General features: G+C 40.3%; 16 protein-coding genes. 2 read left to right on the top strand and 14 right to left on the bottom strand.

Annotation, left to right across the window (positions count from 1 at the left end; genetic code table 11):
* Positions 1-16: 16 nt before the first annotated feature.
* Positions 17-904 carry a LysR family transcriptional regulator ArgP gene (locus tag FTT88_RS04685; protein ID WP_180173700.1) on the bottom strand — a complete coding sequence of 296 codons (888 nt, stop codon included), beginning with the start codon at positions 902-904 and terminating at the stop codon, positions 17-19.
* 138 nt (positions 905-1,042) lie between these two features.
* On the opposite strand from FTT88_RS04685, the gene FTT88_RS04680 reads away from it, so the two are divergent.
* Positions 1,043-1,642: a LysE/ArgO family amino acid transporter gene (locus tag FTT88_RS04680; RefSeq protein WP_180173699.1), complete on the top strand. Its 600-nt coding sequence runs from the start codon at positions 1,043-1,045 to the stop codon at positions 1,640-1,642.
* Positions 1,643-1,701: 59 nt separating this feature from the next.
* On the opposite strand, the gene FTT88_RS04675 is transcribed toward FTT88_RS04680, so the two are convergent.
* The 5 genes from FTT88_RS04675 to dapD all read right to left on the bottom strand — a co-directional run bounded on the left by FTT88_RS04675 (position 1,702) and on the right by dapD (position 5,062).
* Positions 1,702-2,160 carry a peroxiredoxin gene (locus tag FTT88_RS04675; RefSeq protein ID WP_111883962.1) on the bottom strand — a complete coding sequence of 153 codons (459 nt, stop codon included), beginning with the start codon at positions 2,158-2,160 and terminating at the stop codon, positions 1,702-1,704.
* Positions 2,161-2,294: 134 nt separating this feature from the next.
* Entirely contained in the window at positions 2,295-2,702 is a 408-nt protein-coding gene (locus FTT88_RS04670) for a hypothetical protein (RefSeq protein WP_078192024.1), read from the bottom strand.
* A 13-nt stretch (positions 2,703-2,715) separates the two neighbouring features.
* Complete coding sequence (gene queC, locus FTT88_RS04665) at positions 2,716-3,387, bottom strand: 7-cyano-7-deazaguanine synthase QueC (protein WP_078190349.1); 672 nt, start codon at positions 3,385-3,387, stop codon at positions 2,716-2,718.
* 29 nt (positions 3,388-3,416) lie between these two features.
* A complete protein-coding gene (gene queE / locus FTT88_RS04660) occupies positions 3,417-4,127 on the bottom strand; it encodes a 7-carboxy-7-deazaguanine synthase QueE (RefSeq protein ID WP_180173698.1) in 711 nt (236 codons plus the stop codon).
* Between the two features lie 113 nt (positions 4,128-4,240).
* Positions 4,241-5,062, bottom strand: a complete 822-nt coding sequence (gene dapD, locus FTT88_RS04655; RefSeq protein ID WP_078190347.1) for a 2,3,4,5-tetrahydropyridine-2,6-dicarboxylate N-succinyltransferase — start codon at positions 5,060-5,062, stop codon at positions 4,241-4,243.
* A 373-nt stretch (positions 5,063-5,435) separates the two neighbouring features.
* Here dapD and carO point away from each other — a divergent pair, with 373 nt between their 5' ends.
* Positions 5,436-6,176, top strand: coding sequence for an ornithine uptake porin CarO (gene carO / locus FTT88_RS04650; RefSeq protein WP_180073575.1), 741 nt, complete (start codon positions 5,436-5,438; stop codon positions 6,174-6,176).
* Between the two features lie 60 nt (positions 6,177-6,236).
* On the opposite strand, the gene FTT88_RS04645 is transcribed toward carO, so the two are convergent.
* The 8 genes from FTT88_RS04645 to FTT88_RS04610 all read right to left on the bottom strand — a co-directional run bounded on the left by FTT88_RS04645 (position 6,237) and on the right by FTT88_RS04610 (position 14,297).
* Positions 6,237-7,451 carry an OmpP1/FadL family transporter gene (locus FTT88_RS04645; RefSeq protein WP_257233011.1) on the bottom strand — a complete coding sequence of 405 codons (1,215 nt, stop codon included), beginning with the start codon at positions 7,449-7,451 and terminating at the stop codon, positions 6,237-6,239.
* A 154-nt stretch (positions 7,452-7,605) separates the two neighbouring features.
* A complete protein-coding gene (locus FTT88_RS04640) occupies positions 7,606-8,529 on the bottom strand; it encodes a CysB family HTH-type transcriptional regulator (protein ID WP_180022494.1) in 924 nt (307 codons plus the stop codon).
* A gap of 55 nt (positions 8,530-8,584) precedes the next feature.
* A complete protein-coding gene (locus FTT88_RS04635; RefSeq protein WP_078190344.1) occupies positions 8,585-9,646 on the bottom strand; it encodes a sulfate/molybdate ABC transporter ATP-binding protein in 1,062 nt (353 codons plus the stop codon).
* An 11-nt stretch (positions 9,647-9,657) separates the two neighbouring features.
* Complete coding sequence (gene cysW, locus FTT88_RS04630) at positions 9,658-10,545, bottom strand: sulfate ABC transporter permease subunit CysW (RefSeq protein WP_078190343.1); 888 nt, start codon at positions 10,543-10,545, stop codon at positions 9,658-9,660.
* Complete coding sequence (gene cysT, locus FTT88_RS04625; RefSeq protein WP_180007627.1) at positions 10,542-11,375, bottom strand: sulfate ABC transporter permease subunit CysT; 834 nt, start codon at positions 11,373-11,375, stop codon at positions 10,542-10,544. Before cysT ends, cysW begins: the two co-directional genes overlap by 4 nt.
* Positions 11,376-11,460: 85 nt before the next feature.
* Positions 11,461-12,066, bottom strand: coding sequence for an alpha/beta hydrolase (locus FTT88_RS04620; RefSeq protein ID WP_180007628.1), 606 nt, complete (start codon positions 12,064-12,066; stop codon positions 11,461-11,463).
* A 33-nt stretch (positions 12,067-12,099) separates the two neighbouring features.
* Positions 12,100-13,113 carry a sulfate ABC transporter substrate-binding protein gene (locus FTT88_RS04615; protein ID WP_180173697.1) on the bottom strand — a complete coding sequence of 338 codons (1,014 nt, stop codon included), beginning with the start codon at positions 13,111-13,113 and terminating at the stop codon, positions 12,100-12,102.
* A gap of 176 nt (positions 13,114-13,289) precedes the next feature.
* Positions 13,290-14,297 (bottom strand): sulfate ABC transporter substrate-binding protein, encoded by a 1,008-nt coding sequence (locus FTT88_RS04610; protein ID WP_180173696.1) that lies wholly within the window; start codon positions 14,295-14,297, stop codon positions 13,290-13,292.
* Positions 14,298-14,385: the final 88 nt, after the last annotated feature.

Below are 14,385 nucleotides of genomic sequence, written 5' to 3'. Positions count from 1 at the left end.
CGTAGTCTTATAGGGTTTAACACATATGATCTTTGGCGTGTTGTAGCACAACAGCAGTTATTTTCTGTAATTGAATTGATTGTTGGTTCCAATGATGCCAATACAAGGCTAAATCAATACTGAGTTCTGTTGAAAGCTCTATCAATTTTCCCGCTGCTAATAAGTCTTTGCTTTGATAGTCGGGTAACCATCCATAGCCCAAGCCCATCGTAATGGCATCAAAAAATGCCGTTGAAGAGGGAATGAAATGATGCGGATATTGTGAAGGATTGAGTCCGAAATTTTTCTGAATCGATTGCGTATGCAGGTCATCTTTCTCATTAAAAATCAGTGCAGGCGCAGCCTTTAACGCATTTCGCGTCACACCTTGACCGAACCATCTTTGGATAAAATCAGGGGTTGCTACAAAGCGATAATGCATTTCACCCAGATATTCTGCAACGCAGCCTTTCATGGCTTCTGATTCTGTTGTAACACAGGCATTGACTAGTCCTGCTTCTAATAAATGATGTGTTTGTGACTGATCATCGACCTGAAAATGAAACACGATTTTTTCTTCAATTAAGAGATCTTTGAGTAGCGGAAGCAGCCATGTCGCAAGTGAGTCAGCATTGGTTGCAATATTGACTTGATAAAACGCATTCGCCGTTTGTCCTGTTAGATTTTGCAGAAAATTATGTTCTAGTAATTTGCTGTGTTGTAAATAATGCAATAAAGATTGGCCTGCGAGTGTTGGGCGGCAGGGCCGTTCACGCACAATGAGCACATGACCTAATTTCTTTTCTAAGGTTTGTAGCCTGAGCGTGACCGCAGATGCCGTAATATTTAAACGCAGTGCCGCTTGTTCAAAGCTTCCTGTTTCTGCAACCGCAAGAAATGCTTCACTATGTTTGCTTTGTAACATGAGTCACCTACGAGTATTAGAAATTACATAAACTAAGAAAAACTTAGTTATATTGATATTTATTTATAAATACTTATTTTTAGCAATAAGCTTAGATAATAGCAAGATTCATTTAAAGCTTTGAAAGTGTAGTTAAAAATGTTGCACAGTTATATGCAAGGGCTCGCAATTGGATTTAGCCTAATTATCGCGATTGGTGCGCAAAATGCGTTTATTCTCAAGCAAGGGTTAAAAAAGCAGTATGTCTTTTGGCTCTGCGCTATTTGTGCTGCTTCTGATTCGATACTCATCTTATTGGGGGTGCTCGGATTCTCCCAATTGGTTGAAAGTCATCCGGAAATTGTGAGTGTTGCGAAATATTTGGGCGCAACGTTTTTAGCAGTTTATGGGGCACAGCATTTTCTGCAAGCCTTTAAAACTTCGAGCAGTTTAGCGCCCAGTGAGAAGAATGAAACCAAACTATTGAAGTTGGTGCTGATTTGCTTGGCTTTAACGTGGTTAAATCCACATGTATATCTCGATACGGTTGTGCTGATTGGGTCTATTTCAACGAAGTTTGAGTCGACTGCTGTATATTTTGCGGTTGGGGCAATTACAGCTTCATGGGTATTTTTCTTTGTCCTCGGATTTGGTGCGCGCTATTTATTACCGCTCTTCCAAAGTGCAAAGGCATGGAAAATTTTAGACTTTATTATTGGCGTTGTGATGTGGGGAATTGCAATTTCATTATTGCTCTAGTTAGAAGCTCTTATTAAGTTTGAGCCCATTCCTATAGGAGCAGGCTCAAATCATTACTTTTATGCTGCTTGTAGTGCTTTTAAATCTTCTAAGACTTGTTCTGCATGGCCTGCAGCTTTGACCTTGCGATATTCTTTTACCAGCTTGCCATGATGGAAAATAAAGGTTGAACGTTCGATGCCCATAACCTTTTTGCCATACATATTTTTTTCTTTAATCACGTCAAAATGCTGACATAGCACTTCTTCTTTATCACTGATTAAATCAATGCTTAGATTTTGCTTTTCAGTGAAGTTTTGATGGGCTTTAACCGAGTCACGAGAAATGCCGTAGATTGGTGTATTAAGCGCATCAAACTGATCTTTTAAGCATGAAAACCCTATAGCTTGCGTTGTGCATCCCGGTGTTGAATCTTTAGGGTAGAAGTAAACAATCAGCCAGTCATTGTTAAGTTCCGCAAGGTTAACTTCACCTGAGGTAGTTGGAAAGGTTTGATTTGGTAAGCTAATTTCAGTCATGAAGATTTCCTTTTTCATGTCTTATCCCGAAGCGGGCTTAAACAAAGTATGTGAAATATGACCATCATACAGAATTTACTTTGAACTTAAAGCAATAAAAAAGCCTGCATTTGCAGGCTTTTTTAAAACGAAAATTATTTTTTCGCTTGAGCAGATTTCATTGCTTCTTCAGTTAAATTTTTTAATTTACCTGTTAACTGAGGACCGAAACATGCTTGAAGGTCTTTATTTTGTTTTTGAACAAAAGCGAGTGTTGCAGGGCTTTTCTTCTGGTTGATTGTGCTTTGGATTTCCCATTTTTGAGCATTGGTTAAACGACCATCTGCTTCAACAGCACAAGTACAGTATTTGCTAACTTCAGCGGCAGTTAGTTTTTTACCTTTGCCAGTTTCTTCTTTACAAACATTAATTAACGAAGATTTTACGTTAGTGCTCTTATATGCTTGTTGAAGCTTGTCGTTGTCAGCGTGTGCAACTGAAGCAAACAATGCAGCTGCAGAGAAAGCAGCAGAAAGAATAATGTTTGATTTTAAATTTTTCATAAACCCTACCTTGTTATTTCGGTATGTAACGTGTCGGATCTTCAACACCTGCGTCAACGAAACCTTGTTTACGAAGACGGCAGCTATCGCATTTACCGCAAGCACGACCTTGGTCATCTGCTTGATAGCAAGACACCGTTTGACTGTAGTCTACGCCATGTTCTATACCTAAGCGAATGATATTTGCTTTGGATAAATGTAACAGAGGTGTTTCAAATTTAAGTGGTTTTCCTTCAACGCCAACTTTAGTTGCAAGGCGAGCCATGTTGGCAAAGGCTTCGATAAACTCTGGACGGCAGTCTGGATAGCCTGAGTAATCAACCGCATTAATACCAATGACAATTGCTTCTGCACCAAAAACTTCCGCCGCAGCTAAAGCATATGACAAGAAAATCGTGTTACGCGCTGGTACATAAGTTACAGGAATACCGGCTTGTTCATGATCAGGAACTTCAATGCTATGGTCCGTTAACGCAGAGCCACCTAAGTTACCTAAATCGATATTAATGACACGATGTTCTACACCAGCCTGCTTGGTTAACTCACGAGCAGCATCTAGTTCTGTCGTAGAACGTTGACCATACATAAAACTTAAGGCAATACATTCATAACGTGCTTGAGCCCAAGCTAAACAAGTGGTTGAGTCTAAGCCGCCAGACAATAAAACTATGGCACGAGGGCGCATATGCATTACTCCAAATAATTCTTTAAAACTTAACGACCAGTTTCATCGTTCCAAAGCAATTTATGTAATTGCAATTGGAAGCGAACAGGGAGATGGTCTTCTAAAATCCATTGTGCTAAATCACGTGCAAGCTGAGGCAAACTAACAGCACCTTTTTCAACGGCAAAGGCCGGAGAGAACCAAATGGTGCTGACTTTTTCGTTTAGCTTATAGCGCTCAACTTGCTGTTTTGACCATTCATAGTCTTCACGATTACAAATCACAAATTTGATTTGATCATGTGGCGTTAAATGGTCGAAGTTGCTAAGCAAGTTTCGTGCAACTTCACCCGATGTCGGGGTTTTTAAATCCATAACTTTTGAAACACGCGGGTCAACTTTAGACACATCTAAAGCACCACTGGTTTCTAAAGAGACTTCGCAGCCTAAATCGGCCAGACGAGTCATGAGGGGAAGGGCGTTCGGTTGAGCAAGTGGCTCACCACCCGTCACGCAAATATAAGGAGTTTTAAAATCTAAAGTGGTTTGAATAATTTCTTCTAATGATTGGCGTTCACCGCCTTCAAACGAATAGGTTGTATCACAATAAGTGCAACGTAACGGACAGCCCGTCAAGCGAATAAAGACCGTAGGCAAACCTGCGGTATTGGCTTCACCTTGCAATGAATAAAAAATCTCCGTAATACGTAAACCCGCAGACGGATCAGAAACAGGAATAGCGGAAGATCGAAGGGTACTCATAACAAAATTAACCAGATATAAAAAAACAAAAAATCTCTACGATCATTGCTAACCGTAGAGACGAGGAGCGATAGAGGCTCCACGGAACATGAATGCTCCGCTGAAATAAAGACTTAGTCTTCGCGTAATAATTCGTTCAAGCTTGTTTTCGCACGAGTTTTCGCGTCAACTTTTTTCACGATTACTGCAGCGTAGAGGCTGTATTTACCGCATTTAGACGGCAAGCTACCAGAAACCACAACAGAGCCAGCAGGAACACGACCGTAATGGATTTCGCCAGTTTCACGGTCATAAATCTTAGTCGATTGACCAATGAATACGCCCATTGAAATCACAGAACCTTCTTCTACGATCACACCTTCAACGATCTCAGAACGCGCGCCGATAAAGCAATTGTCTTCAATAATTGTTGGATTCGCTTGAAGTGGTTCAAGAACACCACCAATACCAACGCCACCAGATAAGTGAACATTTTTACCAATTTGAGCACATGAACCAACGGTTGCCCATGTATCAACCATAGTACCTTCGTCAACATATGCACCAATATTGACATATGAAGGCATCAATACAACATTTTTTGCTTGGAAAGAACCTTTACGTGCTACAGCAGGTGGTACTACACGTACACCTGCAGCTTTAAATTGTTCTTCAGTCCAGTCAGAGAACTTAGTATCAACTTTGTCATAGAAGCGTAAGTCACAAGCTTCCATTGGTTTGTTGTCGTTCAATTTGAATGAAAGCAAAACGGCTTTTTTCACCCATTGATGAACAATCCATTCACCATCAATTTTTTCAGCAACACGTAATGTACCGTTATCTAGGCCAGCGATCACTTCTTCTACTGCTGCACGTACTTCAGCAGGACAGTCAGCTGCAGTGAAATTAGCACGGTCTTCAAACGCTTGTTCAATGATTGTTGAAAGCTGAGACATGTTCTTCCATCCAGAAAAAAATTTTCCAAGATTTTACACTAAATCGAGTTAAAAATAGATGGTAAATCGGCCTAGGATCGGAATTAATTATTAAGCAAGCACTAAAACCAAGAAATTAAGAGTGATGAATTTAGCATTTTCATAAGGTTTGTATAAAAAATACGCAAAATATACAGAATTGTTCCTTAACATCATTATTATATTTAAAAAATGAAACAAAAACTCTTTATTAATCAATATTAAAATCTAAATGTATCAAAAGTTAACAAAAAATCAGTAAATTTGCATAAATGTTGAGCTGTGTTTCCTTTTAACATGTGCCATATAACAAGTCTGTAAAATCTGAATAACAGTTTATTTTGAGGAGAAACACATGAAATCATTACGTTTATTAACAGTAGCTGCTCTACTTACTGCTGCAGGTACTGCAATGGCAGATACCTCTGTAGTTCATGATGGTTATGCATTTGATCAAAACCAACTTATCCCAACTGGCGCTCGTCTAGAAGTGGGTACGACTGGTTATGGTGGTGCGTTACTTTGGACTGCGAACCCATACGTCGGCCTTGCATTAGGTTATAACGGTGGTGATATTTCATGGTCTGATGATTTGTCAATCAATGGCACTAAATATGACATGGATATGGATAACAGCGTTGGCTACTTAAATGCAGAAATTCGTCCATGGGGCGCAAGTACGAGTCCTTGGGCACAAGGCTTATATGTTGCTGCAGGTGTAGGTTATATCGATAATGAATACGGTCTAAATAAACATAATAAAAATGCCGAAGGTACGATTAAAGTTGATGGTACGAGCTACACTGGCATTGGTGGTGTGAAAGGTAACTTATCTTATGATAATGACATTGCGCCTTATGTAGGTTTAGGTTTTGCACCAAAATTAAATAAAAACTTTGGTGTATTTGGTGAAGTAGGTGCTTATTACACTGGCAACCCTACTGTGAAACTTCAAGAGTACGGTAATCTTCAAAACTCTGTAACAGGCTCACCTTCAATCAGCGAATCTGTAGATAATGAGGCACGTAAAATTGCAAACGATGACAAATATGAATGGATGCCAGTAGCTAAAGTAGGTGTGAGCTACCATTGGTAAGTTCTTACTGAAATAAAAAAAACGAGCTTCGGCTCGTTTTTTTTTGTTTTTAGAAAGCGTTTAAAATCTGTGACCAAATTTCAGACCATAGATCATGGCATCATTGTCTGAGACACTTGCAAGACCTGAAATATGAGATTTTTCAGTATTCGATGGTTTTGAGAGTTTCATATAATACAGGCCAGTCGCTAGAAAATTGTTCGGGTTAAATTTATGCATCATACCTAAACCTAAACCTCGATAGCCATCACTTGGGTTTAAGGTAGACACCGCATTTCCTGTCCCGTTGTCCCAAATAAATTCTGCAGCAGCGAGCCAACTCGGATTAAATTGATGTGCAATCCCCAATTTTCCTGACCATTGATCTTTTTGATATTCCACCAATTGGATATCAGCTAAATCACGGTATTGCGGATCGAGTACTGCATATTGAAGGACGGCATTAAACTGCGGTGGTTGAATGCTAAAATCTTTCCAATTAATCCAACGAATTGTGCCATATACAACATTATGTGAGCTAACAGCTGTTTGAAATTCAAAATTGACGCTTTGTGGCGTTTGAATGGATGTATGGATGTCAGGGACTAACTGAAAAGGACCATTTGAATACAAAGTCGATTCAGATGTTTTATTGTCATGTTTGATTTTTGAACGATAGGTTAGGCTGGTTTTAAGTGCGTATTCAGGAATTTGATAACTGAAACCGAGCAGCCAGCCGATCGCTTCATCTTGTTTTAAATAAACATGATAGCCATTGAGAGCAGCATATTGTTGCCCAGAAATTTTTAAATCACCTTTAAATGTTTGTAGGCTTAAACCGCTATAAATATTCCAATTATTATTGGGTTGATAGCCTACCAGTCCAGTTAGGTTATGCGTTCTAAAGTTAATATCGGCACTTTCAATATCGATATTTGAGCTATCTGGTAAGCGAGGACTATATTGATAATTGATATCAGTATGAAAAGGTTGCTCATAAATTACTCCCGCAGAAATATTTTCATGTGGTTGAATTTTAAGTGCAAATTTCCCAGAAAATTGTTGATGGGCGAGATTCCCTGTAGAAAAATCAGTGATGCCCAACTCACTGATTAAACCTTGGTTTTGAACTTTGCCGTCCACTTGAGCATCGACGTAAGCGAAACTGACTTCAGTATAATTTCCGGGTTCAAGAAAGGCCGAGATCGATTGATCTGAGTTTTCTATCCCTGCTGCATACATGATTTGTATGGGACAGACGATACCGACTGCCACTGCGACGAATTGATTTTTCATAAATATGGGTCGGAAGTAATAAGGTTTTAATTTTTATTGTGTTGGACGTATTTTAAGCAGAAATTAAAAATAAAGCCAAGAAAACTTAGATAAAATATGTGTTTACCAAAAAAAGAGGACAGTAGGTGTCCTCTTTAATTCGTCAATTGGCCTATCATTCTTCTGGGTAAGCGACTTTTTTCAACGCTTTGATGTCAGCATCTGGTGAACATAAAGAAATAAACTCATAGCCATAACCGCGTAGTAAATGTCCTTTGCGAACAGCAATCCAAGTGGTATTAACACCAAAAATATCGGTAGGAATTTGTTTTAAACGGTAATCACGTTCTGGGTCATATGCTACATCGTTGACAATACCCACTCCCATATTAAGTTCAACATAGGTTTTAATAACGTCTGCATCAAGTGCGGACATCACGATATCAACATCAAAGCCTGAATCTTCAAAGGCTTTATCAATTTTTGAACGACCTGTAAAACCACCGTGATAGGTAATAATTGGATAGTTCGACAAATCTTCAATAGTGATATTTGATTTTTGGGTCAGTGGATGCTCTTTAGGCGTGATGATGCTGTGTTGCCAGTTGTAGTAAGGTACGCTTGCCAGGTTATCTTCATTGGTTAATGATTCGGTTGCGATCCCGATATCCGCTTCACCTTGAAGGAGCATTTCTGTAATTTCAACAGGGCTTGCTTGTTGCAAAATTAGATGAACTTTTGGAAATTCTTTTTTAAATTGGTTCACAATCGGCGGCAAGACATAACGTGCTTGCGTATGTGTGGTCGCAATCGTCAATGTCCCTTCATCTACTTTGTTAAAGTCATCTGCCAGACGTTTAATATTGTCAGCATCCACGAGCATGCGTTCAACGATACCCAATAATGACTGGCCTGGTTCGGTTAAACCGAGTAGACGTTTACCTTTACGAATAAACAGCTGTACACCAAGTTCATCTTCTAAATCTTTGATGTGTTTACTCACGCCAGACTGCGAGGTGTAAAGTGCAGCAGATGCTTCTGTTAAATTAAAATTCTGACGTACGGTTTCTCGAATAATTCTTAATTGTTGGAAATTCATAATTTTATTTTACCTTAAAAGCAAGTGGGGCTTGTGAAGGCCCCAACTTATTGTTTTATGCAACTTGGTTTTCAAATAAATGCAAGTTAGTTGCACTTAACCATACCGTTTGATTTGGGCGGAATTGATGCGCTTTCGCTTCATCTGCCGTTAATGAAATTTCAATAAGATTACCTTGACGGTCATGCAGTTCAGCAATGACTTTACCTGCAATCCAAAGCTCACGTACAAAAGTCGCTTGGATGGCATTTTCTTGCGGCTGTGCATGAATACGCAGTTCATCCGGACGAGCAAAGGCAATGACATTGCCTTGCGGTGCATTGGCATTTTGTGGCAACAAAATTCGGTCTTCACCAATTTGAATAAGGCCATTGCTATTTTGACCTTCAAAACGGTTGGCTTGACCTAAAAAGTCAAATACAAACGGTGTTGCAGGTTTTTCATAAACTTCACGTGGCGAGCCAATCTGTTCTACGTTGCCTTTGTTCATCACAATGATTTGATCGGCCACTTCAAGCGCTTCTTCTTGGTCATGGGTCACGAAAATAGAGGTGATGTGGAGTTCGTCATGTAAGGTACGTAACCAGCGGCGTAATTCTTTACGAACTTTGGCATCCAATGCACCAAAAGGTTCATCCAGTAATAACACACGCGGTTCAACCGCTAAAGCACGCGCTAAGGCAATACGTTGACGTTGACCACCTGAAAGCTGAGCTGGGTAACGGTCAGCCAAGAAACCAAGCTGAACAAGATCAAGCAAACGAGTAACCCGTTTTTTGATTTCCGCTTCAGATGGGCGTGTTGCACGTGGGCGTACACGTAAACCAAAAGCAATGTTGTCAAATACGGTCATGTGGCGGAACAGTGCATAATGCTGGAATACAAAACCAACTTCACGTTCACGGACGTGAACTTTAGTGGCATCTTCACCTTCTAGAATGACTTGACCGCCATCAGCAGACTCAAGTCCTGCAATGATACGGAGCAGGGTGGTTTTACCACAGCCTGATGGGCCAAGCAACGCAACGAGCTGGCCATCAGGGAAATCTAAAGAGATATTTTTAAGTGCATGGAATGCACCAAAGTGTTTTTCAATATTTTTTACTTGAATACTCATGAGGTCATTCCTTAAGAAACTTGTGAATCTTCTTTACGCTTGTCTTGTCGTTCCTGACGTAGTTCAACCCATGTTTTTAAAATCAGGGTGACAATCGCCAAGAGTGCTAATAGTGAAGACACAGCAAAAGCAGCACTAAAGGTATATTCGTTATAAAGGATTTCTACGTGTAGCGGTAAGGTGTTGGTTTCGCCGCGAATGTGACCTGAAACCACAGAAACAGCACCAAACTCACCCATTGCACGTGCATTACAGAGAATCACGCCGTAGATTAAGCCCCATTTGATATTTGGAAGTGTCACTTTCCAGAATGTCTGCCAGCCTGAAGCACCCAATACGATTGCTGCTTCTTCTTCCTCTGTTCCTTGAGCTTCCATTAATGGAATCAACTCACGTGCCACAAAAGGAACGGTAATAAACACAGTAGCAAGGACGATGGCTGGAACGGCATATAAAATTTTGATGTCGTTATCCATTAGCCAGCCGCCTAACCAACCTTGAGTACCAAAAATCAATACCAACATTAAGCCAGCAATAACTGGAGAGACTGAAAATGGCATATCAATAATCGTGGTTAAAATAGATTTACCACGGAAATTAAACTTGGCAACACACCATGCCGCAGCTACACCAAACACTACGTTTAGCGGTACGGCAATCACAGCGGTCAGTAAGGTCAGTTTCACTGCTGATAATGTGTCTGGATGAACCAGTGCTTGGAAGTAAACGCCAACACCTTGTTTAAAGGCCTCAACGAAAACCAAAACCAAGGGCAGAATCAGGCAGCTTAAGAAGAAAATTAAAGCAATGATGATCAGGGTATAACGAACCCATGTCGGTTCACGCGTTGCATCACGCGACTGTAATTTTTCCGCAAGTGCATTACTGTTCGTATTCATCGTGCAGTTCTCCCTGTACGGCGACTCGCCCATGCTTGAACCAAGTTAATTAAGAATAAAATGGCAAAAGAAATCACCAGCATCACGACTGCAATCGTGGTCGCACCTGCATAATCATATTCTTCAAGGCGAGAGATAATCATCAATGGGGCAATTTCAGTCTTGAAGGGTTGGTTACCTGCGATAAAAATCACCGATCCATATTCACCCACACCACGAGCAAAGGCCAAAGCAAAACCTGTTAACAGCGCAGGAAATAGAATAGGTAAGATCACTTTGGTCACGATCTGAAAGCGGTTTGCGCCCAGTGCCGAAGCTGCTTCTTCAAGTTCAGTTTCTAGATCACTCAGTACAGGCTGTACAGTGCGAACCACAAAAGGAATACCAATAAAGATGAGGGCCAAGGTAATACCGATCGGGGTATATGCGACTTTAATGCCAATGGGTTCAAGGTACTGACCGATCCAACCAGTCGGTGCATATAACGAAGTTAATGCAATACCCGCAACGGCAGTTGGCAATGCAAAAGGTAAATCAACCAAAGCATCGATAATACGTTTACCCGGGAAGGTATAACGAACCAAACACCATGCTAAGAGCAAACCAAAAACCACATTGACTAACGCAGCAATAATGGCGGCACTAAAACTCAGTTGTAACGATTTTAAAATACGTTCTGAGCTTAAAATTTCCCATAGTCCATCCCAACCGATACCTAAAGATTTAATAAATACGGCCGAAAGGGGAATGAGCACAATTAAGGATAAATACGCTAGGGTAAAGCCTAGAGAAAGACCAAATCCTGGCAGCACTCGGGATCGCTGCGACATGATGACTCCTCAAAATGAGAAAAGCTGACTTAAAAGGTCAGCAAAATTGAATAAATGATTTTGCGACAAGCTTAATGCTCAGTACTTAAAAAGCAAATTGAAATAAATACTTGTTTTCATCAGTAAAGCTGATATGTTTCATGTGGTTTTCTGAAATTAAGTAATTGAAAATTTCAGGAAACGGTCCAAAACCTGATGCAACATTAATGTGACCCACAGCACCCATATTCACAGGGTAAAGCTTCCAAGCATCAGCAAGTTGTTTTGCATCTTCAAAGCCAAGCCAAGGATCATTTTCACTAATCAACATCGTTGTCGGCACACGAATACTTAACTGATGAAAAAATGCTTTGTAATCCGTCGTACTGTCGCGTGCAAAGCCGTTTTCTCCAAAGCGTGCTGGATTGGCTGGCGCAACCAAAACTAAATTTTTGATTTTTTTATTAAGTTCTGGATACAAGGCCAATGCTGCCACCGTGGTTAAACAACCAAAGCTATGCGCCACAATTTGAATTTCACCCTGTAGAGGTCGTACGGTTTGAACAAATTGTTTAATCCAGTCTTTTAGTACAGGGTGATTCCAATCTTTTTGCTGAACACGAGAGCTAGACATGAGCTGACGTTGTAACCAAGATTGCCAATGTGCGTGTTCACTACCGCCTACACCCGGGACAATTACTGTATGTGTCATGTCAAGTTCTCCTGATTCAGTCAATGACTGGTCTTATTTTCCGTTGTTGGTTTTGACGATTTGGTCAAACACGCCGCCATTTTCAAAGTGTGCTTTTTGGACTTTATCCCAACCACCAAATTCTTTATCAATGGTTACGAGTTTAAGTGGCTTAAAGACTGATGCGTATTGTGCAAGCGTTGTAGCGTTACGTGGACGGTAAAAGTTCTGAGCCGCGATTTGCTGACCACGTGGTGAATAAAGGAAGTTTAAATAACCTTTGGCTAAATAAAGATTGCCTTTTTTCTCTGCGTTTTTTTCTAAAACAGCAACAGGGGGCTCAGCTAAAATTGAAAGTGAAGGGGTCACAATTTCAAATTTACCCGGTTGTTCACGAATCGCTAAATGTGCTTCATTTTCCCAAGCCAGCAATACATCACCAATACCACGTTCAGCAAAGGTCGTAGTCGAACCACGTGCGCCTGAATCGAGCACTTTGGTGTTTTTATAAATTTTACGGACAAATTCTTGAGCCGTTGTATCATTACCACCCGCTTGATGTTTTGCCCAAGCCCATGCAGCTAAATAGTTCCAACGTGCACCGCCTGAGGTTTTCGGGTTTGGGGTGATAATACCCACGCCTGGTTTAACTAGATCGCCCCAATCTTTAATCGCTTTTGGGTTGCCTTTACGGACTAAGAATACAATCGTTGAGGTATATGGCGTTGAGTTTTGTGGAAGTTTCTTCTGCCAATCTGCAGGTAAAAGTTTGGCTTTTTCCGCAATCACATCAATATCCGCTGCAAGTGCTAAAGTCACTACATCGGCATCTAAGCCATCAATGACTGCACGCGCTTGTTTGCCTGAACCACCATGAGATTGTTTAAAATTAATTTTTTGACCTGTACGGCTTTCCCAATATTTACTGAAGTCTTTATTCACACTTTCATAGAGTTCACGCGTTGGGTCGTAAGATACGTTTAAGAAGTCTTTTGCAGCTGCGCCAAAAGAAACCGTCGAAATGACTGCAGCAAGAACACCCAATTTTAATTTTGCGGAAATACTCATGTGAACCTCAATAATTTTTACTTTATCTGTAACATGGGTGAAGAATAGCGCCAATCTTTATGCATAAAAAATAATTAAAAACGAATTTTATATGAATAAAAAAGATAACAAGTGTATCTACGAAAAAAAAGCATCGACCTTATGCGAAAGGAAGATGCTTTTCTGTATTTAAAGCATTATTTGGAATTATTGGTCTTCACGATTTGATCAAAGACGCCACCATTTTCAAAATGTTTTTTCTGTACTTTGCTCCAACCACCAAACTCTTTATCAATAGTCACTAATTTTAAAGGTTTAAAAACATTTTTATATTTTGCCAGTACCGCAGCATTACGTGGACGATAATAGTTCTGTGCTGCAATGCTTTGACCTGCAGGTGAGTACAGATAATTTAAATACGCTTTGGCTAAATTTTCATTGCCATCCTTCTTGGCATTTTTTTCTACAATCGCAACAGGTGGCTCGGCCAAGATAGAAAGTGAAGGGGTCACAATCTCAAACTTACCCGGCTGTTCACGAACTGCCAAATGTGCTTCATTTTCCCAAGCCAATAGCACGTCACCAATGCCACGTTCAGCGAATGTAGTTGTTGCACCACGAGCACCTGAGTCGAGGACTTTGGTTTGCTTATAAATTTGACGGACAAATTCTTGGGCTTTTGCATCATTACCACCTGCTTGATGTTTTGCCCAAGCCCACGCTGCTAGATAGTTCCAGCGCGCACCCCCCGATGTTTTTGGGTTCGGGGTAATAATGTCGACACCCGGTTTAATTAAATCGCCCCAGTCTTTAATGCCTTTCGGGTTGCCTTTATGCACTAAGAACACAATGGTCGATGTATATGGCGTTGAGTTTTGTGGGAATTTCTTTTGCCAGTCTTTTGCAACTAAACCACGTGCAGCAATTTCATCAATATCTGCAGCCAAGGCCAAAGTGACGACATCGGCATCTAGACCATCAATAACAGCACGAGCCTGTTTACCTGATCCACCATGAGATTGTTTAAAGTTAATGTCTTGGCCTGTGGTTTTTTTCCAGTAAATACTAAAGTCTTTATTGAAGTTGTCATACAATTCACGGGTTGGATCATATGACACATTTAAGAAATCTTTGGCAGATGCACTGAATGCTGTGGCAGAAATGAATGCAGCCAAAACCCCAAGTTTTAATTTAGATAGATTCATGTTGTCCTCAATTTTTATACATGTTTTGTTGGATGAGGCAAGAATATCTGTAGTTTTAATGCAGAAAAAATAATTAAAAAAGAATTTA

The organism is Acinetobacter sp. YH01024 (genome assembly GCF_013420195.1).
GTDB lineage: Bacteria > Pseudomonadota > Gammaproteobacteria > Pseudomonadales > Moraxellaceae > Acinetobacter > Acinetobacter amyesii.
This window is presented reverse-complemented; position numbering and strand designations above follow the sequence as displayed.